We start from the raw sequence: 26612 nt of genomic DNA, 5'->3' as shown, positions 1-26612 counted from the left end.
TACGGGCGGCAGGATGAAGAAGACTTCTGCTTGCCGCGCGATACTTAGAACCGCCGAGAGGCAAAGCATTCTATTGAAAGTTGGAGCTGTTGCAAAAGTAGATATATAATCTACCGGAGCAGCAGCTCCTTTTTGTCCACATGTAGTGAGAGAATCGTTCAATCACTATATTTCAGTAATTTTGCGACAACATCAACAGAGATTTATTTTATACGCTCACACTTCATAATAATCTGGATGGATTTTACCGCATTTTGGATGTGTGTACTGATGCGCGAACGGAGCTCTTCTTCGTTTCCGTTTATGATGGCCTGAAGAATGGCTTTGTGTTCTTCCAGCCCGGCCATGTCTTTTTCTGTAGACTGTCTGCGGAAGATATAGTTGGAATAGATAAATGGATTGATTCGCTTGTACATATCTACCAATTTTTGATTTCCGGAGCATTTCAGATAGATTCTGTGGAATTCATAATCGTGGTTGTAATCTTGGACGAAGAGCTCGACATCGTTAGTATCTATATATCGTTTCATAATTTCTTCATGTTCATTTATATTTTCTTCCAGTTCTTGACGCAAGGATTTATTAACCCTGACGGCATCGATAATTTCCCTCGTATAGTACAAATCCATCATAAGTCTCAGATCGAAAACTTCTTCGGCGTCGGAGAGAGTAATCGGTTTTACCACCATGCCCTGGCGAGGAAAATTTTCTACGATTTCCTCCGAAATCATACGGTTGAGCGCCAGTTTAACCGGAGTCTCAGAGGTACCATACTTAAGGGCCAGCTCCTTTGACATCAGTTTACTTCCAGGCTGGAGTTCTCCGATAATAATATCACGCCTGATTTTACGGCAGATAACATCCACAAGAGTTTCTTTTTTTCCCTCTTCCGATTCGCTGATTTCGTGAAAATCTTCATTACTAAATTCCTTTTTAGACTTTTTTTCTTTAGCCATACCCTTTTCCTCCGATTATTATGTCTACATGTTTGATAAGACATTTATTTTGTATACTACAATTTAAAAAATTTTTTTGCATTCAAATTAGATTTAATAACTAAATTTTACTAAATTTCAATTTAAAAAGCAAGTTTCAACATATAAGAGCAAGAGAAATAATGATTTTCTAAGAGCTGGTATCGATAATAATAATCAAATGTTAAGATAAATATTTTGTACATACTAGGCTCGAAATTAAAAGAAATCTGAAAAGAGGTGAAAAAACATCATAATGAAATGAGGGTTTTATACAAGATGCACAAAAAAATAAATTATTATTGTATTTTTTGTCACTGTTTTTTTGATTACAAATAATATATAATTTCAAGTATAAAATATTTTATTTTAACTAAATAAAATTTATTTTAATTTTTTGAACCAACAACAGGAAGGTATGAGCTGTGATATGAAAATATTAGCATTGGAATCATCAACATCGTCGGCCAAAGCGCTGCTATACGATACAGACAAAAAAGAATCTTCTATAAAAATCAGGCCATATCCTAAAATGTTTGATAACAAATCAACTCATGATGCTCAAATCGTTTTTGAGGAAATGATGACGGCTGCAAAGACTTTGCTGGGAGATTGCCGTGATGTTGATATGATATCACTGGGAGGAACGTGGCATTCGCTTTGTCTTATGGATGAGGAGATGGTTCCTCAGACACCGGTATTGCCGTGGTGCTATACAGGCGCCTCTGATTTATGTAAAGAAATCAGAGATAATCCGGAATATGTAAATGATTTTTATCATAAGACCGGGTGCATGGTCAATGCAATTTACCCGTTCTTTAAACTGCTGATGCTGAAAAAAATGGGTTTTAATCTTAAGAAGTATCTAGTAGGAGGACAGGGGGTATATAACACCTACAGGATGACGGGAAAATATGTCGCAACGGAATGCACTGTATCAGGTACAGGGTTGATGAACATATACAGCAAGCGTTACGAGACAGCCCTACTGAATGAACTGGGAATTACTGAAAGTTCTCTGCCTGAAATTGTTACTTATGAAAAAACATACCCGCTTACCCGTGAAGCAGCAGAATATCTGGGATTGGAATCGGGAATCCCGGTAATTCCTTCAAATTCGGATGGAGGGCTGAATCAAATAGGTGTGGGGGCTTTGAGGAAAGGAGTTATGACGTTTTCAGTGGGAACGAGCGGGGCAATAAGACTGACGACCTCTAAACCTGTGATTCCGGAGACTCCCAGCACATGGTGTTATCTCTCACCAAAGTCGTGGCTGTCAGGAGCTGCTACATCGGGGGCCTGTAACTGTATTGACTGGTTCCTTGAAAAATTTGCCGTAACAGAATCATACAAGAATCTTGAGACGGATTTTAAAGCAGACGATGATCTGCCTGTATTTCTTCCATTTGTATTTGGAGAACGATGTCCGGGATGGCAGGATGACAGGAGAGGAGCTTTCCAAAATCTTCAAAGTAATTATACGTCACAGGATTTATATAAGGCAGTTCAGGAGGGGATCCTGTTTAACTTGTATCAATGCTATGAAACAATGGTAAAGATTAACGGTGTTCCTGAATCAATTAAATTGTCGGGAGGGATTCTAAATTCCTGCTTGTGGACCCAGATGTGTGCGGATATCTTTGGAAAAGAGATGGAGGTAGACCGACAGATACAGAGTTCATTAATGGGAGGAGTGGTCCTGGCAATGGAACTGTCCGGTGCGATCGGCAGCATTGAAGATTTTATTCTAAAACCAGCATCGATTATCAAGCCAAACCTGGAGCGGGCTGATGTTTATAAAAGACGGTATGAAAAATATTTGGAATATTATAACAATTTCTGAGAATCACTGATTTGTAAATACCGGAGGTAAAGACATGGCAAATTATAAAGTTGTTATTACTGCAAGATCATTTGGAGAAGCAGATAACCTTGCATATCAATGTCTGCGAGAAGCGGGCTGTGAGTGGATAAAGCTTACGGGCACAGATATGGGGCAGCAAATCGAGGCGATGAAAGAAGCGGATGCCCTGATAGCAGGACTCGAATACATAGGTGAGGAACTTATGGATGCCGCGCCAAAGCTTAAAGTGATTTCCCGATATGGTGTAGGATATGAGAATGTTGATAAACAGGCGGCTTTAACGAGAGGAATTCAGATTACGATAACACCAGGAGCAAACGGAAATTCAGTTGCGGATTTGGCAGTTGCATTAATGCTGGATGTGGCCAGAAATGTGACAGTTATGGACGAAGAGATGAAAAAACAGAATCAGATACGGCCTCAGGGCCTGGAACTGTACGGAAAGACTCTGGGAGTGATAGGGGCCGGACGGATAGGACGTGGAGTGGCGGAACGGTGTCGGGGATTTAATATGAAGATTCTGGCATGCGATGTCTGTCGGAATGAGGAGTTCATCAAAAAAACAGGAGCCGAATACGTATCGATGGAGACATTGCTCAGAGAGGCGGATTTTATCACAATTCATTCTCCGCTTAATGAGGAGACGAGGAATATGATATCTAAAGAACAGTTCGGCATTATGAAAAGGGATGCTGTCCTTGTTAATACAGCTCGAGGCGGTATTGTCGATGAAGAGGCCTTGTATGAAGCGCTATCTTCAGGCCGAATCAGAGGAGCAGCTTTGGATGCCACAGTGAATGAACCACCGTATAACAGTCCGCTGATGCAGTGCAATAATTGTATATTGACACCGCATGCAGGGGCGGCAACCAGGGAAGCATCATCCAAAATGAGCATTATGGCGGCGGAAAATGCAGTTACAATACTTCAGGGAAAATTGTGCCCATTTAGGGTGATATAACAATCTGGTTTTCTAAAAGGGTGAATCGAGAGGAAACTAAAAAGGAAGAAGGTAAGCAGATGAGTGATGTAATGTCTGTGATTAGTGAAAAAAGAATTGTTCCGGTTGTAAAACTGGAAAGAGCGGAGGATGCCCTGCCTTTGGCAAAAGCCCTCATGGATGGCGGACTGCCAGTGGCAGAAGTGACATTCAGAACAGCGGCTGCCAAAGAAGCGATACATTTAATACGGTCGAAATATCCGGACATGCTGTGCGGCGCAGGAACAGTAGTAAATATTGAGCAGGCAGAGGAAGCAGCAGAAGCAGGAGCAGCATTTATAGTCAGTCCGGGATTTTCAACGGAAGTGATTGAGTTTGCTGTCGGAAAAAATATCCCAGTATTGCCTGGATGCTGTACGCCAACCGAAATCATAGCGGCAATGAGATATAACCTTAAGGTAGTTAAATTTTTTCCCGCAAAACAGTATGGAGGCCTGGAAACGATAAAAGCTCTAGCAGCTCCATTTCCTGGAATAAGGTTTATGCCTACAGGAGGAATCAGCGCTCAGAATCTGAGGGAATACCTGGATAATAAAGTTATTTATGCATGCGGAGGAAGTTGGATGGTATCCGAAAAACTCATTTTGGAGAAGCGCTTTGATGAGATAACAAGGTTGACAAAAGAAGCAGTGGAATTGGCAAAAAGGTAAACCGTAACACACAGAGGAGACTGAGGCAAAGAAATGGAAAGAAAGTGTGAAATAGGATTGCTGGGACTGGGGGTAATGGGCTCCTCGCTCGCTAAAAACATGATTCGTAACGGGGTTAAAACAGCGCTTTATTCCGTTTCGGAGCGTGAACGCAACCTTTTCTCCGCTCAAAAGGGGCAATATCATATGTTCCCGGAATTGAGCAAATTTATTATGGGACTGGAAAAGCCGAGAAGAGTGTTTATGATGATTACGGCTGGAGAGCCGGTGGATATAATACTTGACCAACTCCTATCCCTGATGGAGGCTGGGGACATTATTATGGATGGAGGGAATTCCTACTATAAAGATACGGAGCGCAGATGTCGTATCTGTAGGGAGAGAAACATTCATTACATGGGAATTGGCGTTTCAGGAGGAGAAAAGGGAGCGCTTAAAGGGCCATGTATTATGGCAGGCGGCAGCAGTGAGGCATGGAATGAAGTAAAGGATATTCTTGAGACAATTGCGGCAAAACAGGATGGAATGCCGTGCTGCGGGTATATAGCAAGCGGAGGCGCGGGCCATTACGTTAAAATGGTTCACAATGGAATTGAGTATGCACTCCTGGAGCTCATAGCGGAGGCATATCAGTATTTGAGGGTAGTGAAAAACACCGATATAGAAGAAATCTGCAGGATATTTAAGAAATGGAATGAAGGAAGCCTGAACTCGTATCTAATGGAAATCAGTATTCGGGTCCTTGAAAAAAAAGAAAAGGATGGCACATTTCTGATAGACCACATTCTGGATGTGGCAGAGCAGAAGGGAACGGGAAAATGGACGGTCACTGAAAGTGTCGAAAGAGGAGTCTATACCCCTTCTATCTATGAGGCGCAGGCAGCACGCATATTTTCAGGAAAAAAAGAAGAGCGGGAAAAAGGAAAAAGAAAACTGGTGTTTCATTCTTTGGCTTTTCCTGAAGTTACACCAGATGAATTGGGGAAAGCGCTGCTAATGGCCTGCGTAATTGCCTACAGCCAGGGGTTTGAACTGATATCAAAAACTTCTGCGGATGAGAAGTGGGGCATAGACCTGTCCAGTCTGGTAGCCATATGGAAGAATGGATGCATCATCAGAAGCCGCCTTCTCAATGAGATTGAAAAGGTGGAGTATTCGGAAAACAGGGCCTTGATTCTGTCGGAAATATTCGAACAATATGGAGACTTGGAGGGTTCACTGAGAAAAATGACGGTATCCGCCGTGGCGCATGGCCTGCCTGTGCCGGGCTTTACATCCTCTCTAAATTATTACGACTATTACAGAAGTGAACGAATGCCGATGAATTTTATCCAGGCGCTTCGTGACTGTTTTGGTTCACATACCTATATGAGAGAGGACAAGGAAGGGTGTTTCCATACGGACTGGGAGCAATAGGCATGGAAGTAATTCCCAATGCCATGAGACATAAACGATGGGATAATAGAGTTAATTGTTCATAACATGCGCGAGCAACTTGCGGAATATATCGAGGCTTAAATGAACGTTGAATTACCAAAAGGTATTCAATAATATTTATCACTTTATTTAAAGAAAGAGGAGGATACACTATGTTAAAAAGAAAGTTAGCAATGGGACTGGCAGTACTGATGGGAGTTGTAGCGCTCGGAGGATGCAGCAGCAAACCGGCGCCGACAGAGACAAAGGCGGCTGATACAAAGGCAGAAGAATCGGCTGCTCCGGCGGAGAGCGAAGCGCCTCAGACAGCAGTTGATAAGAAAGTAATCAAAGTAGCACATGCCAATGGAACGACATGGCCGGGTCATGTTGCTCTGGAGAAAATGAAGTCTGTTTTGGACGCTAATCCGGACAGCGGCGTTACAATTGAAATTCTTCCAAATGGAGTTTTGGGCGGAGAAAATGAAGTGCTGCAGCAGGTTATGATGGGGACGGCGGATGCTTCTCTGCTGACAGGAATGGGATTCTGGCAGGGGATTGATGAGCGCACGGCAGTGGATGAACTTCCATTCTTCTTTAAAACAAAAGAACAGGCCAGGAATGCATACGATGGAAAGTTCGGGGATCGCCTTAAAGAAATTCTGGATGGAACAGGCGTAAAGACGGTTAACTTCTGGGAATCCGGGTTCCGTCATTTTACAAATAATAAGCGTCCGATTAATCAGCCATCAGATATGAAAGGAATTAAGTTCCGCTCATACCAGGGGGAATATCGTATGGCCATGTTTGAAGCACTCGGTGCAACAGCCGTACCTATGGCTTTGACAGAAGTATTTACAGCTCTTCAGCAGGGTACAGTGGATGGTCAGGAGAACCCTCTGCCTATGATAGAGGCTAACAAATTCTACGAAGTACAGAAATACCTGTCTTTATCAGGACATATTTATAACACTTCTACTCTGATTGTTAATCCGGCTCTTTGGGATTCCCTCTCAGAAGCGGATCAGAAGGCATTCCAGGAGGCAGCAGTAGAGGGAAGTAAGGAGTGCAGAAAATTGATGGATGAGCAGGAAGAAACAATTCTTACCAAATTTGAAGAGGCAGGGGTACAAATCAACGAAGTGGATAAAGATGCTTTTGCCGAAGCAATGCAGCCGATTTACGATAAGTATATCAACGCATGTGGTGATGAACTTATCAAACTTGCAGAGGAATATATCAAGTAAATACTATAGACATAGAAAGGAGCCGGTTTGCATGTTGAATCCTTTATCCGGTGTAAATAAAATAATTAACGGAATCAGAATTTTTCTGGAGGTAGTATGCGGCTGCCTGCTTATCGGTCTGACAGCAGTTGTCTTTGTCCAGGTGTTTAACAGGTTTGTGCTTCATGGAACTTTCGCCTGGGCGGAGGAAGCCGCCATATATATGATGATCTGGATGGTTTTCCTGGGTGCGTCTATTAATATACTGAAAGGCAGCAACATAAAGATAGATTTTTTTACCCGTCTGCTCCCGGCAAAGATGCAGTATATCCTGGATTTTGTATGTCAGCTTATCTGTATGGGATTTACCGGTTATATGTGCCAGAAATCATGGATGATTATTCAGCTGAACAGGCATAATCTGGCTCCTGGAATTAAAATTCCGATTGCAGTTATGTATGCAGGACTCACAATCAGTGCAATATTAATGATTTTGTTTTTCATCTGGCAGGCAGTTCAGGATCTAAGGCTGGCCATGGGGAAAGGCGGTGATGGAGAATGATTGGAATTTTATTTATAGTTTTGCTTTTAATGCTTCTGATTGGGGTACCGGTAGGATATGCTGTTATGATTGCCTGTATGTCGTTTTTGATGGCCAACGGAACGACGCCAATCGTCATTGTACCTCAGAAGATGGTTGATGGAATAGGTTCTTTTACATATCTGGCTATGCCCCTGTTTATTTTTTCGGGAAACCTGATGATTTATGGCAGCACCCCAAGATTGATGAAGCTGGCTAACATGCTTCTCCATAAAATTCCGGGAGGCCTTGGAGCTGCCGGAATCGGAGCCTGCGGCTTCTTCGGCTGTGTATCCGGATCGGGGGTAGCGACAACAGCAGCTATTGGTTCAATTGTAGGACCGGAAATGGTGAAGAAAGGTTATGGCAAGGGATATACAGCTTCTATTATTGCGGCGTCCGGTACCCTCGGAGGAATCATTCCTCCAAGCATCACCCTTGTACTGTATGCGGTGGCTGTCAATCTTTCAATCGGCAGTATGCTTATGTGCGGAATGATTCCGGGATTTATGTGTGTGGCCGGATTCATACTGCTCAATACGTTTATTTCTAAAAAACGTGGTTACGGAGCTAATGATGCGGATGAATATAATTATACGGGAAAAGAAAAGTTAAAGATAATCAGGGAGGCAATCCCACCCCTGATAATGCCTTTGATTATACTGGGAGGAGTTCTCTTTGGTATAGCGACACCGACGGAGTCAGCGGTGCTTGCTACGGTGTATGCTGCATTTCTTGCACTTTTTGTATACAGGGAGCTGAACCTTAAGTCTTTCTTTAAGGTGGCGGTGGATAGTGCACTGTCTGCAGCATCTATCATGGTTATTATTTCGGCTGCAGCGCCTTTTGGATGGATCATGACCGCACATAATGTAACGACAACAATGGCAAAATTTATTATGGGAATCAGCACAAATCCTACTATTATATATTTGATGATTATAGCGCTCCTTGTTTTTCTTGGAACGTTCATGGAAGGACTCAGCATTGTCGTTGTGCTATCTCCGATTCTGCTTCCAATTGTGCAGAACTTTGGCATGAATCCGTACCACTTTGGTATTCTGATTTCAATTGCCACCTGTATCGGTTCATGTACACCTCCGATGGCTACCTGCCTGTTTACATCATGTAAAACGCTGGGACTGGAGGTATCGGATACGTTTCCGGATATCTTTATGGTGTGCGGTTACTTTATCTTGATGGAAGTGCTTCTGCTGTTTATCCCGCAGATAACTACATGTGTGCTTGGTGTTTTCTGATGTGGGGTTATATTTTGAAACGAAATAATAGGGCCTCCGGTGAATTCCGGAGGTTCACTCGAATAAAGAAGAGGTGACGGGAAATGGAAAAAATTAAGACTGCGGTGATAGGCTGCGGAAAAGTAGCCGATGCCCATGCGCACGCTTATCAGGTAATCAAAAATTCGGATTTTACAGCCGTATGTGACATAGACAAGGAGAGGGCCGGGAGTTTTGCTGCGAAGTATGGAGTGAAAGCTTATACAAGTATCAGTGAAATGGTTAAAACAGAGGGAATAAAGGCGGCCAGCGTGTGTACACCTCACCCGTTTCATGCCCAGGCCTGTGTGGAAGCGGCAGACAGTGGCTGCAATGTAATTGTTGAAAAGCCGTTTGCCGTAAACATATTGGATTGTGACAAGATGCTTGAAGCGGGGAAACGTAATAATGTTCAGGTTGGGACACTGTTTCAGCGACGTTTTTATGAACCGTGCCAGAGAATAAAAAAAGCAATAAAAGATGGAAAAATCGGCAGACCGATTCTTGGTGACGTTACCATGCTTGGCTGGCGTGATAAGAAATACTATGATTCCGATCCGTGGAGAGGAACGTGGAAGGGAGAAGGCGGCGGCGTGCTTCCGACCCAAGCCTGCCATCAGCTGGATTTACTTTTGTGGTTTATGGATTCTGATATTGATGAGGTGTACGGGGTATGGAAAAACTACAATCACCCATATATAGAGGTGGAGGATACTGCGGTAGCTATCATTAAATTTAAAAGCGGAGCTCTGGCCACCATCACTGCGAGTAATTCACAGAATCCTGCCCAGTATGGTAAGGTACGCGTTCATGGGGACAATGGCGCTTCTCTGGGGGTTCAGACGGATGGAGGATCCATGTTTATCGCAGGTATGACATCCATTACAGAATCCCCGTTTAATGATATGTGGACCGTGCAGGGCGAAGAAGCTCTGAAGGAGGTATGGAAGAAAGAGGATGCAGAAGTCTTCTTTCGTGATGATCCGACAGAACATTATCATCAGGTTCAGATCCAGGATTTTATAGATGCAGTGTCTGAGGGAAGAAAACCGCTTGTATCTGGTGAGGACGGCAGGAAGTCGGCTGAGCTTCTGGAAGCAATATACAGGAGTTCCCGGATTGGCCTTCCCGTAAAATTTCCTCTGGAGGAGAATGAATGAAAATTGGGTTTAACGAAGCAACCGCAAAAGGATGCTCCGATTTGGAAAAAGATGTAAGACTTTGTGCTCAGGCGGGTTTTGATTATATAGAAATGCGGCTGGACATGATTAGGGAATATCTTAAAAACCATAACCTGGATGAGCTCGCCGGCCTGCTTAAGGAATGCGGAATCAGGCCTCATGCGCTTAATGCAGTTTATACATACAGAGAGCTGTTCTCCGGAAACGGGGATTGTGAGAAAGAAAAGAAATTTCTGGATGAGTTTATTACTGTATGCCGATGGGCCCAGCAGACAGGAGCTTGTCATTTGATTGTAGTTCCGCCAATGAATCCTGCGGGATTCCTGGTACCTTACGATGGAACCAGAGAACAGGCAGAAGAAGATTGTATCAGGATTATGAGAAGGCTTTCTGAGATCGCAGGAGTTTACGATGTGAAACTGTGTCTGGAACCTGTGGGAGCGCCAAAAAGCAGCATCAGGACAATCAGTGAGGCGGATATTATCATAAAAGCCGTTAACAGAGCGAATATAGGTATTGTTCTTGATGCTTATAATTTGTATATGGCATATATGGACAGCCGCTATGAGGAAATAGGGCAGTTGGACATAGATAAAATTTTTGCCGTTCATATTAATAACGCTGACCCTGTGGAGCCAAGCCTGGAAGCAAGACGTTTCTGCGATAGTGGAATAATTGATTTGACGGCTTTTCTAGATGAACTAAAGGCGAAGGGCTATGAAGGAATGGTATCGATAGAGACATTCCGCCCGGAATACTGGGAGAAGCAGCCTGAAGAAATTATCTTCCGGGCATACGAGACAACCAGAAAGACGTTGGAAGATAACGGCTGCTTTGGATAAAGGGAGGAATCAAGAGTGGGAATTTATGATGAATTGCTGGGAAAGGTTAAAATACCGAAATTTGTTAAGGTACATTGTGAAATCGTTCAAAGCCACATAGAAGATCCCTATGGTGAAACAAGACGTGTATTTGACGAAAGCCGGGCAGCGCTTGCCATTTGTCCGGGAAGTTCCGTCTGTATTGCGTGCGGCAGCAGGGAAATCTCAAATCTGAAAGATATTGTAAAAGCAATTGTTGAAAAGGTAAAGGAAGCGGGAGGACAGCCCTTCCTCATTCCTGCAATGGGAAGTCATGGAGGCGCGACCGCAGAAGGGCAGAAAGAGATACTTCTGACATATGGACTTACCCCTGAATATGTGGGAGCGGAAATACGTTCGTCCATGGATACCGTTAAAATCGGGCAGACGGAGAACGGCCTGGATGTGAGAATCGATAAGAATGCAGCAGAAGCCGATGTGATAATATTAGCTGCAAGGATTAAACCACACACAGATTTCAGAGGCCCGATTGAAAGCGGGATAATGAAAATGATCACCATAGGAATGGGAAAACAGTATGGGGCCAGTATCTGCCATTCCATGGGATTTCCAATGATGGCTGAGAATGTGCGTTCCATTGCCAGAACGGTAATCCAGAACAGACCGGCTGTGATCGGTGTGGGGATTTTGGAAAATGGACTTCATGAAACGTATAAGATTGTTGCACTAAAGGGAAAAGAGATAGATGAAAAAGAGCCTGGGCTGTTGGAGGAAGCAAAATCTTTGATGCCGAAGCTGCCTTTTGAAAAGTGTGACGTTTTGTTTGTGGACGAGATAGGAAAAAATATCAGCGGTCCCGGAATGGATCCTAATATTACCGGACGATCGGTCTTTATGGGACAATGGGAGCCGAATTTTGATGGGGTTGCAGTCTTTGATTTGACGGATGAGTCCCATCATAACGGAAATGGTATTGGAAACGCCGATGTCACCACACAAAGATTTTTTAATAAGTTTGATCAGGAAACAACTTATGCAAACTCCATTACCTGTATGGATGCTCCAGGAGTAAAGCTACCCGCCATCATGCCAAATGACAGGCTGGCCATGAAGTTTGCCCTGAATCTGGGATATAAGGCGGATCCACAGGCAGGACCGAAAGTAGTCTGGCTTCACAATACTCTGTGCATGCACAGCTATTGGATTTCCGAAGCGCTTATTCCGTTGGCGGAAAAAGCAACCAATATGACTATTGTTACGGAACCCCAGGAAGTCAGATTTGACACAGAAGGAAATGTAATTCCACTGGACTGGAAATAGTAACAGAAAACTCCGGAACACAGTGCATCTATCACGGATTGCTGCGCCGGAGTTTTCCCCTGTTTGCATCTAATTACCAATGTGTTATACTAATGCTGAAAGTATGCGGAAGGAGAGAGACTATTTTACTATCCGCCAGTGAACGGGAGGTAATATAATGCATCAGAACAATGAATCAGATAAAAAAAATACAGATACAATCGGTAAAATGGATAAAAACGCCGAATCCGGGAAAAAATATACCTTCGACGACCTGAAAGACATCATGCGCACCCTGCGCTCCGAGAATGGCTGCCCGTGGGACCGCCGTCAGACGCACGAGAGCCTGATTCCCTGCCTGGAAGAGGAAGCGGGTGAGGTAATCGACGCAATTCGGGAAAATGACCCGGAAAACCTATGTGAGGAGCTTGGCGATCTTCTGTTTCAGGTGATGAGCCACAGCCAGATTGCGGAGGAGAAGGGACTTTTTACAATTGACGATGTTGTGGACGGAGTCAGCGCTAAGATGATCAGGAGACATCCGAATGTATTCGGTGACGAGAAAGTGAATTCTGCGGAGGAAGGACTCGATTTGTGGAACAGGATAAAATCCGAGGAAAAGAGTAAAAAAGCGCAAAAAACCTTGACAAAGCAAGGATAAATGTATATAAATGTAAAGTAAAGAATTACAACAAAGTTGAGTAGTATGAGCTCATATGAGAAGATGACAGGAGGAATATATCAAATGAATAAGACAGAGTTAATTGCTGCCGTAGCAGAAAAAGCAGAACTTTCCAAGAAGGACGCAGAGAAAGCAATCAAGGCTTTCACTGAAGTTATTTCCGATGAATTAGTAAAAGGTGAGAAAATCCAGTTAGTTGGTTTTGGTACATTTGAAGTAGCTGAGAGAGCAGCAAGAGAAGGAAGAAATCCTAAGACTGGCGAGACAATGCCGATCGCAGCTTCCAAATCCCCTAAATTCAAAGCTGGAAAAGCATTAAAGGATATGGTAAACGCATAATTCTATGAGATTAGATAAATTTTTAAAGGTTTCGCGCCTGATTAAGAGAAGAACCATTGCCAATGAGGCATGCGATGCCGGCAGGGTTCTGGTTAATGAAAAGCCGGCCAAGGCGTCCCTGAGTGTTAAGGCAGGGGACATCATTGAGATTCAGTTTGGAATGAAGTCTGTTAAAGTAGAAGTGCTGGACGTGACAGAGACCGTGAAGAAGGACGAAGCGAAAGATCTTTATCGTTATTTATAATTCATAAACATAAAGAGGATAACCTCCTAATATATTTAACAATAGTTAGATATATCAGGAGGTTTTTTGCATGGAAGAAAAGTTAAACCGGCGGCCTCATAAGCTGGAGGTCACAGGCAGGGGGACGGGCAGTGTAACCGGTATACAGGATGTGGTGTCCTTTGACGAGAACCAGATTATCCTGGATACGGATATGGGTCTCCTGACTGTGAAGGGAAAGAATCTGCATGTGAGCCGGCTGACGCTGGAAAAGGGAGAGGTCGATATCGAGGGGACGTTTGACAGCTTTGCCTATTCCTCCAATGAGAATTACCGTAAATCAGGCGAATCCCTGTTTACCCGGCTGTTTAAATAATAAGAAAAGGCGGGGCAAATCGGGATGAGCATGACAATTCGCTATGAACTGCAACTGCTGTTTGCGAGCCTGACAGTAGGCATTTGCCTGATGATGGTATATGACGGCCTGAGAGTGTTCAGGACGCTGGTCCCTCATGGGAATTTCTGGACAGGCATAGAAGATGCGGTCTACTGGGCTGCATCCAGCATTACGACATTTCTCCTGCTGTTCCGGCAAAATGACGGTATATTGAGATGGTATGCAATATTAGGCGTGCTTATGGGAATGCTCGTCTACAACCTTACGGTCAGCCGTATTTTGCTGAGGCTCTTGAAAAAAGTAGAAAAATATCTTACAATAAGAAAAATAAAACGACAAAAAATCCGGCAGAAACGGCTTGAGGAGGAAGAGAAGAGACGCCTTCTGGAAGAGCAGAAGCGGCAGAAAAAGAAAGAAGAGAAACTCCGCCTCCGGGAAGAAAAAGAGGAGCAGAGGCGCCTTCTCCGCGAGGAAAAGGAGCAGAAACAGCTTCGTCTCCGTGAAAAGAAGGAAGAGAAGCAGAAAAAACGGCAGAAAGAGAAACAGCACAGCCTGACCGAAGATCAGGGGCAGGAATCACGCAGGAGCAGAAAGGCGGAAGAGAAAAAAGATGCGGGAAAGCGGAAGAGCGAGAAGAAAAAAGAAAGAAAATCTGAATAACCGCATGGCGCTGGTCGGCATTACGCTGGTCGTTCTGAGCCTGGCGATAGCCGTGCACCTGAAAGGAATCGATATGAAGAAGAAGGATCTGAATTACCAGATCCGGGAAGAAAACCTTCAGGCCCAGGTTTTGGCCGAGGAGGAGAGGGCGGCGGAGCTGGAACAGTACCGCGTTTATGTCCAGACAAAACAGTATATCGAGAAGGTTGCCAAAGAAAAACTGGGACTTGTCAATAAGGACGAGATATTGCTTAAACCGGCAGAAAAGAAGTAAATGCCCGGAAAAGAAGTGGGAATCCGGCGAAACGTGCGGTATCTGTCGTACGATTTCAGGTATTCCCCCAATGAATTTGACAAATATTTCCCTCCGGCCTGTATATAATGGTTTCACGCAGGTTAGGAGGGATTTTTGTGCTTAAAAAGAAGAGTTTACATAGAGACATGGCAGATGTCAATGTCTATACGGCCAGACGCCTGAAAGATATGGCGATGTCACTTAGCGGTCTGGCGCAGGCGTTTGCGGATGAAATCGGGGGCGGAAGGCAGCTTACGAAGGATGACGGCCTGGCGGCCATGCAGACAGCGGCGGCGGCCGTCTGCGGGGAGTGCATGAAATGCAACTTGTACTCCGGCAGCAGGAGGGATGACAGCTATTACCTTTATTACCTTCTCCGGGCCTTTGAGCAGAAGGGTAAGATTGATATGGAGGACATGCCCCGGCTGTTCAATGAGGCATGCAGAAAAAAAGACGACTATGTGCTGCATCTGAACAGGAACCTCGGACGGGCCACAATGAACCTGTCATGGAAAAACAGGTTTCTGGAGAGCAGGGATACTGTGATCGTGCAGTTTCGTGAACTGGCATCGATTCTGGAAGAATTTTCGGGGCAGATGGAGAATGCGACGGACATCACAGGTGACTGGGAAGAACAGATTAAATACATCTTCCGGCGCCACCACATGAAGGTGGAAAATATGCTGATGCTGGAGTATGAAAATGAGCAGAAAGAAGCTTTTCTCACAATACGCAGCACCAACGGCAAGTGCATGACCGCCCGCGACGCTTCTGAACTGGTGGGACGGGCTATGGCCGGAAGGAAATGGAGCGCAGCAAAAGACAGCAAGAGCATTATCACCAGGAATGCGGCCACATTCCGCTTTATTGAGGAAGGGAAATACAGAATGCTCCATGGAGTCGCCAAAGCGGCTAAGGGAGGGGAGATGGTGTCCGGTGATAATTTTACCATCTATGAAGGACTTCCCAGGCAGGTCATTATGAGCCTGTCGGACGGCATGGGAAGCGGCCCTCTGGCGTGTGAGGACAGCAGTAAAGTGGTGGAGCTGACACAGCAGCTTCTGGAGACAGGATTTTCCGCCAGGTCTGCCCTGAAACTGGTCAATACGGTGCTTCTTCTTGCGGGGGCGGAGCAGAATCCGGCAACGCTGGATTTGTGCTGCGTCGATCTCTACACGGGGGTGCTGGAGGCCATGAAGCTGGGCGCCGTGCCTACTTTTATCCAGGGCCACGACGGCGTGGAGGTACTGGAGGCGGGAGACGTCCCAATGGGAATTGTAAAATCGGTTGAGCCGGTGCTGCTGTCCCGAAAAATGTGGGACAACGACCGGATTATCATGGTCAGCGACGGCGTTCTGGAAGCGCTGCCGGGAGAATGCAAGGAGGAGACTATGATAGATTTTCTGGAGGGGACCGGCGCGGGCAACCCGCAGGAGATGGCCGAGCGTATCCTTGAATTTGCCGCCTCCTTTGAGGAGGAGCCCTGCGATGACATGACCGTCCTGGTGGGCGGGATTTTTGAGAGGTAAGGCAAAACATCATTAAAAGCGGCGGCAGGCCTTGTGGAACCGCCGGAATTCCTGTATACTGTAGGCAAACAGCGGCAGGAAATGAGGAAATGAAGAAAGAAACCTTTGATTATATTAAAAAGAACCATATGATTGAACGGGGAGACGGTGTAATCGTAGGCCTGTCGGGTGGAGCGGATTCCGTCTGTCTGCTGCACGTTTTGTGGTGTCTGAAGGAAGAACTTGGAATCGGACTTCGGGCGGTCCACGTGCATCACGGCCTCCGCGGAGAGGAGGCGGACAGGGATGTCGCATTCTCGGAAATACTTTGCAGAGAGCGGGACATCCCTTTTAAGCTTGTAAAAATCATGGCGTCCGAGGAAGCAAAGAAGCAGGGAATCTCCGTAGAGGAAGCGGGGCGTCTGGCCAGATACAGGATTCTGGAGGAAGAGGCCCTCTCGTGGGAGCAGGAAAAGAAAGAGGCCGGCTCATGCAATGCCGGTGAGATTAAGATCGCCACGGCCCACCACGGCAATGACAGCGCCGAGACCATTCTCCATAACCTGTTCCGCGGAACGGGATTAAAGGGCCTGTCCGGGATTGCGCCGGTCAGGGGAAGGGTTATCCGCCCTGTTTTGTGGGCGCGGAGGGAAGATATCGTGGAGTGGCTCCGAAGCTGCGGAATTGAATATGTGGAGGATTCCACCAACCGGGAGAATGACTATACCAGGAATAAAATCCGCAATGAAATTCTGCCTGTTATTACATCGTCCGTCAATGAGCAGGCGATACGGAATATCCTGAGGGCGGGAGAGCGGATCCGGGAAGCCGACGAATATCTGGAAAAAACAGCATGGAATTGGATCGGACTGCATAGCGTAGATGGACAGCCCGGTTTTTCTGTTCCGGAATTGCTGAAAGAAGATAGAGTGATAAGAGGTTATGTGGTAAGGGGGATCCTTCGGAATATGGGCTGCCCCCTAAAAGACGTCACGGCCGGGCATATCGACAGTGTCCTGGAACTGATGGAAAAGGGGACAGGGAAAGAAGTGGATCTGCCATACGGCCTGAAGGCAAAACATATTTACGGCAGAATTGAATTCAGCCGAAGGAGGGACAGGCCGGATGTCCGGGACGGGTCAGACGGGGGACAGGATAAGCGCACGGACGCGGTTCCCCGGATGGATATTCAGATATTTCCCTTCCAAAATCAAGAGGAAATTCCTAAAAACCAGTATACGAAATGGTTTGATTATGATAAAATAAAAGATACGTTATCTGTCAGGAACCGCCGCACCGGTGATTATATCACACTGGCGCCGGGGGGCAGAAAGACGGTAAAATCCTTTATGATCGACGAAAAAATCCCCCGGGAGAAGCGCAGCAAGATTTTGCTTCTGGCCGAGGGAAGCCATGTTTTGTGGATTGTGGGATACCGAATCAGTGAATATTACAAGGTAACGGAACAGACGAAAAACATATTACAAGTACAGTTAGACGGAGGAACAGACAGTGGCCGATAAAATCAGGGTATTATTAACAGAAGAGGAAGTAAATAAAAGAATCAGCGAGGTGGCGGCGCAGATCAACGCAGACTATGCAGGAAGACACGTTCATTTAATCTGTATCTTAAAAGGCGGTGTGTTTTTCACCTGCGAGCTGGCGAAACGCCTGGATTTATCCGTATCCCTTGATTTCATGTCCGTATCCAGCTATGGAGCCGGAACGAAGTCCAGCGGCGTGGTTAAGATCGTTAAGGATCTGGATGAACCACTGGAGGGAAAAGAAGTCATTATCGTAGAGGACATCATTGATTCCGGAAGGACACTCGCCTACCTGATCGAAGTGTTGAAACAGAGAAACCCGAAGAGCATTGAGCTCTGCACTCTGCTTGACAAACCGGAGCGCCGTGTGAAGAAGCAGGTACAGGTTAAATATACCTGTTTTACAATACCGGATGAATTTGTAGTGGGTTACGGTCTTGATTATGATCAGAAATACCGGAATTTACCATATATAGGAGTAGTGGAAGTATAAGGAGGAAGCCAGTTGAAACAGCGGCAGTCATTTGGAGGAGGCATGGGACTTCTGATCCTTGTAATGCTCCTCATCATGTTATTCAGTACAAGAAACCAGAGTATATTTACACCGGGAAAGATCAGCTATACGGACTTTATGGTGAATCTGGAGAACGGAAGCATCAGCAGTGCGGTCATTAAGCCCAACCGGGAAACTCCGACGGGCGAGATCGAGCTTTATATGTCATCCGGTGAGAAACAGGATTTTTACGTTCTCGATACGAAAGAGATCGAGATGGCTCTGAGAGATGCAGGCATTACGTACAAAGTGGGAGAGGTCCAGCAGGATAATTATTTCATGACCGTAATTCTTCCGATTGCACTATCGGCCGGCGTACTCATCTTTTTCTTTGTGTTTATGAATTCCCGTTCCGGCGGCGGAGCGAATGCCAAGATGATGAACTTCGGCAAGAGCCGCGCCAAGATGAGCCATACCAGCAATATCAATTTTACAAAGGTTGCGGGGCTCCAGGAGGAGAAGGAAGAACTGGAAGAGATTGTGGATTTCCTTAAGAATCCGCAGAAGTATACGGGGGTGGGGGCGAGAATCCCCAAGGGCGTATTACTGGTAGGCCCTCCCGGAACAGGTAAGACACTTCTTGCAAAGGCGGTGGCCGGAGAAGCGGGAGTTCCGTTCTTCTCTATTTCCGGTTCCGATTTTGTGGAGATGTTTGTCGGCGTCGGAGCTTCCCGTGTCCGCGATTTATTTGAGGACGCCAAGAAAAATGCGCCGTGTATCGTATTTATTGACGAGATTGACGCCGTAGCCCGCCAGAGGGGAACCGGCATGGGCGGAGGCCACGATGAGAGAGAGCAGACCCTGAACCAGCTGCTTGTAGAGATGGACGGTTTTGGCGTCAATGAAGGAATCATTGTTATGGCCGCTACCAACAGGGTGGATATCCTTGACCCGGCGATTTTACGGCCCGGCCGTTTCGACAGAAAAGTAGCGGTTGGCAGACCGGATGTGAAGGGACGCGAGGAAATCCTGGGCGTGCACACGAAGGATAAACCGCTGGGAGAAGATGTGAATCTTCACCGCATTGCACAGACTACATCCGGGTTTACCGGAGCGGATCTTGAAAATTTGATGAATGAAGCAGCCATCAATGCAGCAAAAGAGGGAAGGAAGTTCCTGATGCAGGCGGACATTGAAAAGGCCTTTATCAAAGTAGGAATCGGAGCTGAGAAGAAGAGCAAGGTGATTTCCGAGAAAGATAAGAGAATCACGGCCTACCACGAAGCGGGCCACGCTATTCTCTTCCACGTGCTGCCCGATGTCGGACCGGTCCATACGGTTTCTATCATTCCGACAGGCGTGGGCGCAGCAGGATATACGATGCCTCTGCCTGAGAAGGACGACATTCATATGACCAGGGGTAAGATGCTTCAGAACATTATGGTTTCCCTGGGCGGACGGATCGCGGAGGAGATTATTTTCGACGATATCACGACCGGCGCTTCCCAGGATATCAAACAGGCCACGTCGATAGCGAGAGCGATGGTTACGGAGTACGGTATGTCCGATAAAGTCGGGATGATCAACTACGGCGGGGACAGCAACGAGGTGTTCATCGGCCGCGACCTGGCGCACGCCCGCAGCTACGGCGAGGTGGTTGCCAGCACGATTGACAGTGAGGTAAAGAATATTATCGACAGCTGCCATGAGAAGGCTAAAAAGCTGATTCTGGAACATGAGGACGTCCTGCACAGGTGCTGTGAACTGCTTCTTGAGAAAGAAAAGATAGGCCAGGGAGAGTTTGAGGCCCTGTTCGATTAATACGCTTTAGAATGACGTTATATGGGCCTTTTAATGGCCCCGGGAAGGCCGCTACAATCAAAATGCGTTGATTGCCGCGGCCTTTGTGCGTTTTGATAATAACTGCTTTAGCAGGCTAAAAATACCGTGCCTAAAATGCACAAAAAAGAGTTATAAATTTTACGATGTTTGTGCACACTTATTTTGGCGCTTGTGCTATTATAATACTCGTAACCCCCCCCAATACATTATATAGTTTTTGCTACACCCCATAAGAACGAAATACCTTCTCCTAAAAAGGCCAGCTACCCCGCTGGCCTTTTTACTGCCCTGAAACGGCATATTGCGGCGCTGGCCGGTAATGCGGTAAAAAAACAGCTTTTTTGTCGGAAACGGTCAGTGAATCGAGGTTTTATGTTGTGTATTTGACGGGAATCATATAAAATAGAGATGATAGCAGAAAGAGGGAATGGCATGGAGAGGATTAACAGAGAAGCGCTGTTTTGCGACGAGACAGAGGATTACCGACATCCCTGCGAGGCGGATGCCGGACAGAGAGTAATTTTCTATTTCCGTACGGAACGGGATGGTGCGGATTCTGTTTATTTTATAGAATTTGACAGACAGGGCAGAATGAAAGAGCGTGACATGGGCTACAGTCACAGTGACAGCCTGTTTGATTATTATAGCTGTGATTATATACTCAGCGAGGAGGCTCTGCGATACTGTTTCAGAGTGGACCGTGAGGATGATATTTGTTTTTACGGACGCATGGGAGCGGTGGCACAGCCGGACCGGGAGGCATCTTTTTGCATGACTCCTGGCTTTTTTGTACCCAATTGGTGCAAGGGGGCCGTTATATACCAGATCTATGTGGACCGGTTCTGTAACGGAGATCCTTCCAATGATGTGGAGACGAATGAATATATTTATATCGGAAAACCGGTGGAACGGGTCAGGGATTGGAATGAACTGCCTTCCGCGATGGACGTGAGGCGGTTTTACGGGGGTGATATTAAAGGAATCTGGGATAAACTCAGTTACCTGAAAGGGCTGAAGGTGGAGGCCATCTATCTGAACCCAATATTTGTATCACCTTCCAACCATAAGTATGACTGCCAGGATTATGACCACGTCGATCCTCATTTCGGGGTGCTTAAGCACGATATGGATTTACTGGTGGAATCCAATGCGCTGGACAATGACAATGCGGGCAAATATACGGCCAGAACGGCGGATGAGGAGAACCTGCTGGCCAGCGACCTGTTTTTTGCAAGGTTTGTGGAAGCGGCCCATGAGAAGGGAATCCGGGTGATTATCGACGGCGTGTTTAATCACTGCGGTTCTTTTAACAAGTGGCTGGACGCAGAGCTTATATACCAGCACGAGGGCGGATATCCGCCGGGAGCTTACGTATCAGATAAAAGCCCATACCGGCATTTCTTTAAGTTTAATAATACGGAAAACTGGCCGTTTAACGACAGTTATGACGGCTGGTGGGGACATTCGACGCTGCCCAAGCTCAATTATGAGGAATCGCCGGAACTGTATCAGTATATTATGGAAGTTGGAAAAAAGTGGGTTTCTCCTCCGTTTAACGCAGACGGCTGGAGACTGGATGTTGCCGCTGACCTCGGCCGGACCGGAGAATTCAACCACCAGTTCTGGAAGGATTTCAGGAAAGCGGTCAAGGAGGCAAATCCCGAGGCCGTGGTGCTTGCCGAGCATTACGGGGATCCGAGCAGCTGGCTTCAGGGAGATGAGTGGGACACGGTGATGAATTACGACGCATTTATGGAGCCGGTGTCCTGGTTCCTGACGGGGCTTGAGAAACACAGCGATGAGGTGAACGAAGCTCTATACGGTGACGGACAGGCGTTTTTTGACACAATGCGTTATCATATGTGCCGGATGCAGACGCCTTCGCTGATGACAGCGATGAACGAGCTGTCCAACCACGATCACTCACGGTTTTTGACCAGGACTAACAGGAGGCCGGGAAGACTCGCTACGGCAGGAGCAGCGGCCGCCTCCGAGGGTATCAGCTACGGCATATTCCGCCAGGGAGTCGTTATCCAGATGACATGGCCGGGAGCGCCGACCATCTATTACGGCGACGAGGCCGGTGTATGTGGTTGGACGGATCCGGACAACAGACGGACATATCCCTGGGGTAATGAAGACCTGGAACTGATCGAATTCCACCGCTATATGACGGGGATTAGAAAGAGAAATCCGGCATTTAGGACCGGATCCCTGATACAGCTTGCCGCAGACAGGGGGATGATCGCTTACGGCCGCTTTAACCGCGGCGAGGACGGGAGAGAAGAGAGCCGTGGAGTCGTCATTATCAATACCTGCCATGAGGCGAAAACATACTCGGTACCGGTTTGGCGTGTGGGAGTGACCGATTCCGAACAGATGGAGCGCAGGATGCTCACCTACGAGGAGGGATATAACGCAGGCTCCGTTCGATATGAAGTGAAAAAAGGAATACTGGAGATAGAACTGCCGCCCGTCGGTTCGGTGGTATTGGTGGCGGCGGAATTGTAAAAGACAGTCCTTTTGATGGGAGAGACGGGGAAAACAGAGCGCCGCCGTCCGCATCACGGCCGTATGATGACCGGAATGCGGATGGCAGCGCCGCCGCATATTAAAAAAATACAAAAACAAACAAAATACCCTTGATTTTTTCACCTTATTATGATATGATTTTTAACTGTCAGAGTAATTTTGGATGGGTTCCCGAGTGGCCAAAGGGGGCAGACTGTAAATCTGTTGCGACACGCTTCGGTGGTTCGAATCCACCTCCATCCATTGGTAATTGAATATTGCCAGTCATGAGTAATCATGAATGCCGGCGTGGCGGAACTGGCAGACGCACAGGACTTAAAATCCTGCGAGGGTTAAACTTCGTACCGGTTCGATTCCGGTCGCCGGCATTAGTTGAGCAGATTGGGAAACTTTGAGAAATCAAGGTTTCCCAGTCTTTTTTAATATGTTTTTATCTGGTCACATCAATTACGACCGCATCATCCATTTTAAAAGCCGATTCACTGTAGTATCGGGTAAGCGAGCCGTCGGAACTCAGCTTGTTCCGCCGTCCTGAACGGCTTCGCGTTTAAGCGCCCACTCCTGATAAAGTTCATCATAGATGGTATATTGGTAGCCGGCTTTGCTGCTTCCGGCAGCTTTCCCGCGGGACTTCAGCTCATAGGATGTACCGTCCTTCTGTTTTGTATGATAAATGAGCTTTCCGGTATCGGAGTCGATCCGGCAGTCTGGGCCGTAATAAGCGGAGTCGCTGAAATACCATCCGTTGAGACGTGTGGTGGAGTGATCACTCTCGCCCCAGTAAGCATAAAGCTCCGATGGATATCCGGTAAGACGTATATTTTTGGCTGCCCAGTCAGCGCCTTTGGACGAGGTCATAATCTCCCTGTATTTGGCGACGCTGTCGATATTGTCCGTGTCCTGCTCTCCATCAAAAACCCATACTTTCAACCCCGTTCCGGCAACAGCGGCCCAGTCGGCGTCGTCGTAGCCATAACCAAAGGTGCCGTTCTGACAAATATAAGCATCGATGTTAAAGTTATAAACGCCTGTGGGAAGTCTATGTGTTTCGTTCTGAGTATTTCCCATTTTCTGATTCATGGGATGATAGGGCTGTCCGGCCAGCGCTTTGATAATAAGCGCAGAGGCCATCGTTCCCCGCGAATTACCCTGGAGCACGACATTTCCGGTGACACCGTAGGCATCGATAAAATATTTCATCACATTGACGTCGTCCGCCACAAAATCGTAGATGTTAAAATATACTCCGGGTCCGGCGCTTGACCGGTCATGAATATTGACCACAATAGCGCCTTTGTTCATCCAGGAGGTGGTGGCAGAGTCATACATGATTCCGGTACCATCATTATCGCAGCCGTCTGCGAGTTTCCAGTATGAGATTCCCTGGCCCTGCAGCGTAAAAACAATTCCGGCGGCGGGATCGTAATGTTCCGGCACGTAGAAATAGCCGCGGACATAATCGTCGCCCGTGCCGTCAGACACCCTTCCCGCGGTGCTGCTCACTCTGATGCCCGCCTGCTCAAAGGAACGGAACCCTCTTTCGCCGAATTGCAGGTCAATGGTTTTTGCCCACAGGCCGCCTTCTCTGTATTGGCCGTCGGCTTCGTTGGCCAGACAGGCTGCCGCGGAAGGCTCCTCCCACGCATGGCGCAGTTTCAGTTCCAGGCAGGCCCTGGCCTGATAGCCCATTCCTGTGGTATTTGGCAGATATCCATTATCGGCATTGCCGCCGTAATGAATTGCACCGTTTTCATCACGATACCAGGCACCGGTGCAATATACGCCAAAGGCGTTCCGCACACGGGTTCCCGCCGGTTTTTCACCGGTATAGACGAGAACATTATCTTCAGTGGCGGCAGTTCCGTTTTCTACAGTTAAGATGACGGTCTGACCGTCCACGACAGCATTCGCAATTTTAATCCTGCCGTAATCCGGGGACAGCGTTCCGCGGTCTTCCAGAATATAACTTTCCGCATTAATTCCCGTCAGCCGGACACCGGCGTTATAAGTAACCTCCACCTTCACAAGCCCGGTGCCGTAGACGGTATCGTCTGTGTACGCCTGAATGCGCTCTACATCCCCCATCGCGGGACGGGCTTCCTCCTGCGCAGCCAGTGTACCGGCGCTCAGCACTGAAGCGAGCGCCAATCCTGCAAAGACTGAAACCGGAATTTTTCCAGAACCTTTTCGCATAGCTTTTCCTTCTCCTTTCGCACTCCTTCGTTTTTAAATATCTTTATGATTTGTTTCCTCCTTTCCTGTAACTTACAGACGCAAGATTTATCCTGTACGGATCATAACATGCGTTTAAAATCTAAATCAGGGTGTGCCGTATGTATAAAATTACTATATTTTTTGTAAAAAAATCGGATATAATATACAAAAAGTATAACATCTGTGAATTTTAATATCTAATATATAAAATTCATCCAATCATCTATAAAATTCATAAATATTCTTAGGGTATCATTCTAATAGGAAGAATTCGGTTGTAAAATACAAAAAATAATAGAAAATATAATGGTGGAAAGAACGATGAACAACAATATACGTTTATACAACTGAAGATGCAATCACAATATTCAAGAAGAGTCTCTCTGCGGGACGGGGCGTAAAAAAAGAGTAAAGGATTGCCGTAAACACTGTACGGCGCGGAGAAAAATATTATAATAAACTGGCAAAGTATTGCGCAATACTATAATCAGTACCTGATATTACACAAAAAGTGAGGATAACTATGACAATTTCGTTGGCAGATTTTCTTTCGCAGCTTACGGCAAGTCCCATTTTAGCCATAACTGTGATTCTGACGCTGGGGGTAATTCTGGTTAATGGATGGACCGATGCGCCTAATGCGATCGCCACCTGTGTTTCTACGCAGGCTATTCATCCCAGAGCCGCAATTATTATGGCCGCGGTCTTCAACTTCCTGGGCGTTCTCGTTATGACGATGTTCAATGCGGGAGTGGCATCGACAATATACAATATGGTGGATTTTGGCGGTGACTCAAGGGAGGCGCTGATTGCGCTGTGTGCGGCCCTTTTGTCCATCGTGGCCTGGGCGACCGCCGCCTGGTGGTTCGGCATCCCCACAAGTGAAAGCCATGCCCTCATTGCCGGCGTTTCCGGAGCGGCAATTGCACTTCACGGAGGCCTGGAGGGAATTCATTCATCCGAGTGGGTTAAAGTGCTTTACGGTTTAGTGCTGTCCACTATACTCGGTTTTGTTATGGGCTATCTGACTGCCAAAATCGTCCAATTTTTATGCAGAGGCGTAGACAGGAACAAGAGCCGGGGATTTTTTAACAATGCCCAGATAGCCGGAGGCGCAGCCATGGCATTCATGCACGGCGCCCAGGATGGTCAGAAATTTATGGGCGTTTTCATGTTGGGAATTTTTCTGGCCAAAGGCAATGCCGACGTCGGAGAGTTCAGTATCCCAATCTGGCTGATGATACTCTGCTCTGCCGTGATGGGCCTTGGAACTTCCATAGGCGGCTACAGGATAATCAAGGCGGTTGGCATGGATATGGTGAAGCTGGAACGCTATCAGGGCTTTTCGGCCGATTTGGCGGGCGCGGGCTGCCTGCTCTTATCTTCCCTCACGGGAATTCCGGTATCCACAACCCACACGAAAACCACGGCCATTATGGGAGTCGGGGCAGCCAGACGCCTGTCCTCGGTAAACTGGGGAGTCGTAAAGGAGATGGTAATGACCTGGGTGCTCACATTTCCCGGCTGCGGCCTGATTGGCTTTCTGACGGCAAAGCTGTTCATCTGGATATTTTGAGATTAGGAGTATGGCAATG

Annotated in this window: 24 protein-coding genes and 2 tRNA genes; 24 read left to right on the top strand and 2 right to left on the bottom strand. The window is 46.6% G+C overall.

Features of this window, described 5'->3' with window-relative positions; translation table 11 throughout:
• Window positions 1-203: 203 nt before the first annotated feature.
• Window positions 204-956, bottom strand: a complete 753-nt coding sequence (locus EJL91_RS07110; RefSeq protein WP_125141270.1) for a GntR family transcriptional regulator — start codon at window positions 954-956, stop codon at window positions 204-206.
• 448 nt (window positions 957-1404) lie between these two features.
• On the opposite strand from EJL91_RS07110, the gene EJL91_RS07105 reads away from it, so the two are divergent.
• The 23 genes from EJL91_RS07105 to EJL91_RS06995 all read left to right on the top strand — a co-directional run bounded on the left by EJL91_RS07105 (window position 1405) and on the right by EJL91_RS06995 (window position 23171).
• On the top strand, window positions 1405-2817 hold the full coding sequence (locus EJL91_RS07105; protein WP_125141269.1) for a gluconokinase: 1413 nt from the start codon (window positions 1405-1407) through the stop codon (window positions 2815-2817).
• A 34-nt stretch (window positions 2818-2851) separates the two neighbouring features.
• The gene (locus EJL91_RS07100; RefSeq protein WP_125141268.1) at window positions 2852-3799 is read left to right on the top strand and encodes a phosphoglycerate dehydrogenase; all 948 of its coding nucleotides are present in this window, start codon (window positions 2852-2854) and stop codon (window positions 3797-3799) included.
• Between the two features lie 59 nt (window positions 3800-3858).
• Window positions 3859-4488 carry a bifunctional 4-hydroxy-2-oxoglutarate aldolase/2-dehydro-3-deoxy-phosphogluconate aldolase gene (gene eda / locus EJL91_RS07095; protein ID WP_125141267.1) on the top strand — a complete coding sequence of 210 codons (630 nt, stop codon included), beginning with the start codon at window positions 3859-3861 and terminating at the stop codon, window positions 4486-4488.
• 33 nt (window positions 4489-4521) lie between these two features.
• The gene (gndA, locus tag EJL91_RS07090) at window positions 4522-5904 is read left to right on the top strand and encodes an NADP-dependent phosphogluconate dehydrogenase (RefSeq protein WP_125141266.1); all 1383 of its coding nucleotides are present in this window, start codon (window positions 4522-4524) and stop codon (window positions 5902-5904) included.
• Window positions 5905-6077: 173 nt separating this feature from the next.
• A complete protein-coding gene (locus tag EJL91_RS07085; RefSeq protein ID WP_125141265.1) occupies window positions 6078-7151 on the top strand; it encodes a DctP family TRAP transporter solute-binding subunit in 1074 nt (357 codons plus the stop codon).
• Between the two features lie 31 nt (window positions 7152-7182).
• On the top strand, window positions 7183-7692 hold the full coding sequence (locus tag EJL91_RS07080) for a TRAP transporter small permease (RefSeq protein ID WP_164516770.1): 510 nt from the start codon (window positions 7183-7185) through the stop codon (window positions 7690-7692).
• On the top strand, window positions 7689-8969 hold the full coding sequence (locus EJL91_RS07075; RefSeq protein ID WP_125141263.1) for a TRAP transporter large permease: 1281 nt from the start codon (window positions 7689-7691) through the stop codon (window positions 8967-8969). The genes EJL91_RS07080 and EJL91_RS07075 overlap by 4 nt, the downstream gene beginning before the upstream one ends.
• A gap of 83 nt (window positions 8970-9052) precedes the next feature.
• Complete coding sequence (locus EJL91_RS07070; protein ID WP_125141262.1) at window positions 9053-10147, top strand: Gfo/Idh/MocA family protein; 1095 nt, start codon at window positions 9053-9055, stop codon at window positions 10145-10147.
• Entirely contained in the window at window positions 10144-11010 is an 867-nt protein-coding gene (locus EJL91_RS07065) for a sugar phosphate isomerase/epimerase family protein (RefSeq protein WP_125141261.1), read from the top strand. The genes EJL91_RS07070 and EJL91_RS07065 overlap by 4 nt, the downstream gene beginning before the upstream one ends.
• Before the next feature lie 15 nt (window positions 11011-11025).
• A complete protein-coding gene (locus tag EJL91_RS07060; RefSeq protein ID WP_125141260.1) occupies window positions 11026-12309 on the top strand; it encodes a nickel pincer cofactor-dependent isomerase, group 22 in 1284 nt (427 codons plus the stop codon).
• Between the two features lie 157 nt (window positions 12310-12466).
• Window positions 12467-12949, top strand: a complete 483-nt coding sequence (locus EJL91_RS07055; protein ID WP_423243429.1) for a MazG family protein — start codon at window positions 12467-12469, stop codon at window positions 12947-12949.
• Window positions 12950-13033: 84 nt separating this feature from the next.
• Complete coding sequence (locus EJL91_RS07050; protein ID WP_125141259.1) at window positions 13034-13309, top strand: HU family DNA-binding protein; 276 nt, start codon at window positions 13034-13036, stop codon at window positions 13307-13309.
• 4 nt (window positions 13310-13313) lie between these two features.
• Complete coding sequence (locus EJL91_RS07045) at window positions 13314-13553, top strand: RNA-binding S4 domain-containing protein (protein WP_125141258.1); 240 nt, start codon at window positions 13314-13316, stop codon at window positions 13551-13553.
• Between the two features lie 70 nt (window positions 13554-13623).
• Complete coding sequence (gene yabP / locus EJL91_RS07040; RefSeq protein ID WP_125141257.1) at window positions 13624-13908, top strand: sporulation protein YabP; 285 nt, start codon at window positions 13624-13626, stop codon at window positions 13906-13908.
• A gap of 24 nt (window positions 13909-13932) precedes the next feature.
• Window positions 13933-14589, top strand: coding sequence for a spore cortex biosynthesis protein YabQ (yabQ, locus tag EJL91_RS07035; protein ID WP_125141256.1), 657 nt, complete (start codon window positions 13933-13935; stop codon window positions 14587-14589).
• Entirely contained in the window at window positions 14540-14863 is a 324-nt protein-coding gene (locus EJL91_RS07030) for a septum formation initiator (RefSeq protein ID WP_125141255.1), read from the top strand. Before yabQ ends, EJL91_RS07030 begins: the two co-directional genes overlap by 50 nt.
• A 137-nt stretch (window positions 14864-15000) precedes the next feature.
• Entirely contained in the window at window positions 15001-16413 is a 1413-nt protein-coding gene (locus EJL91_RS07025; protein ID WP_125141254.1) for a SpoIIE family protein phosphatase, read from the top strand.
• Between the two features lie 89 nt (window positions 16414-16502).
• Window positions 16503-17915 carry a tRNA lysidine(34) synthetase TilS gene (gene tilS / locus EJL91_RS07020; RefSeq protein WP_125141253.1) on the top strand — a complete coding sequence of 471 codons (1413 nt, stop codon included), beginning with the start codon at window positions 16503-16505 and terminating at the stop codon, window positions 17913-17915.
• Window positions 17905-18429, top strand: coding sequence for a hypoxanthine phosphoribosyltransferase (hpt, locus tag EJL91_RS07015; RefSeq protein WP_125141252.1), 525 nt, complete (start codon window positions 17905-17907; stop codon window positions 18427-18429). The genes tilS and hpt overlap by 11 nt, the downstream gene beginning before the upstream one ends.
• A gap of 42 nt (window positions 18430-18471) precedes the next feature.
• The gene (ftsH, locus tag EJL91_RS07010; protein WP_125142091.1) at window positions 18472-20250 is read left to right on the top strand and encodes an ATP-dependent zinc metalloprotease FtsH; all 1779 of its coding nucleotides are present in this window, start codon (window positions 18472-18474) and stop codon (window positions 20248-20250) included.
• A 453-nt stretch (window positions 20251-20703) separates the two neighbouring features.
• Entirely contained in the window at window positions 20704-22782 is a 2079-nt protein-coding gene (locus tag EJL91_RS07005; RefSeq protein WP_125141251.1) for a glycoside hydrolase family 13 protein, read from the top strand.
• Window positions 22783-22964: 182 nt separating this feature from the next.
• Window positions 22965-23046: transfer RNA gene (locus tag EJL91_RS07000), tRNA-Tyr, on the top strand.
• Between the two features lie 39 nt (window positions 23047-23085).
• Window positions 23086-23171 (top strand) — tRNA-Leu (locus tag EJL91_RS06995).
• Between the two features lie 145 nt (window positions 23172-23316).
• On the opposite strand, the gene EJL91_RS06990 is transcribed toward EJL91_RS06995, so the two are convergent.
• Window positions 23317-24996 (bottom strand): hypothetical protein, encoded by a 1680-nt coding sequence (locus EJL91_RS06990; protein WP_243125263.1) that lies wholly within the window; start codon window positions 24994-24996, stop codon window positions 23317-23319.
• A 544-nt stretch (window positions 24997-25540) separates the two neighbouring features.
• Here EJL91_RS06990 and EJL91_RS06985 point away from each other — a divergent pair.
• A complete protein-coding gene (locus EJL91_RS06985; RefSeq protein ID WP_125141250.1) occupies window positions 25541-26593 on the top strand; it encodes an inorganic phosphate transporter in 1053 nt (350 codons plus the stop codon).
• The last annotated feature ends 19 nt before the right edge of the window (window positions 26594-26612 follow it).

The organism is Clostridium transplantifaecale (genome assembly GCF_900626075.1).
Lineage (GTDB): Bacteria > Bacillota > Clostridia > Lachnospirales > Lachnospiraceae > Otoolea > Otoolea transplantifaecalis.
The sequence above is the reverse complement of the archived record's forward strand: the minus strand, read 5'-3'. Positions and strand labels throughout refer to the sequence as shown.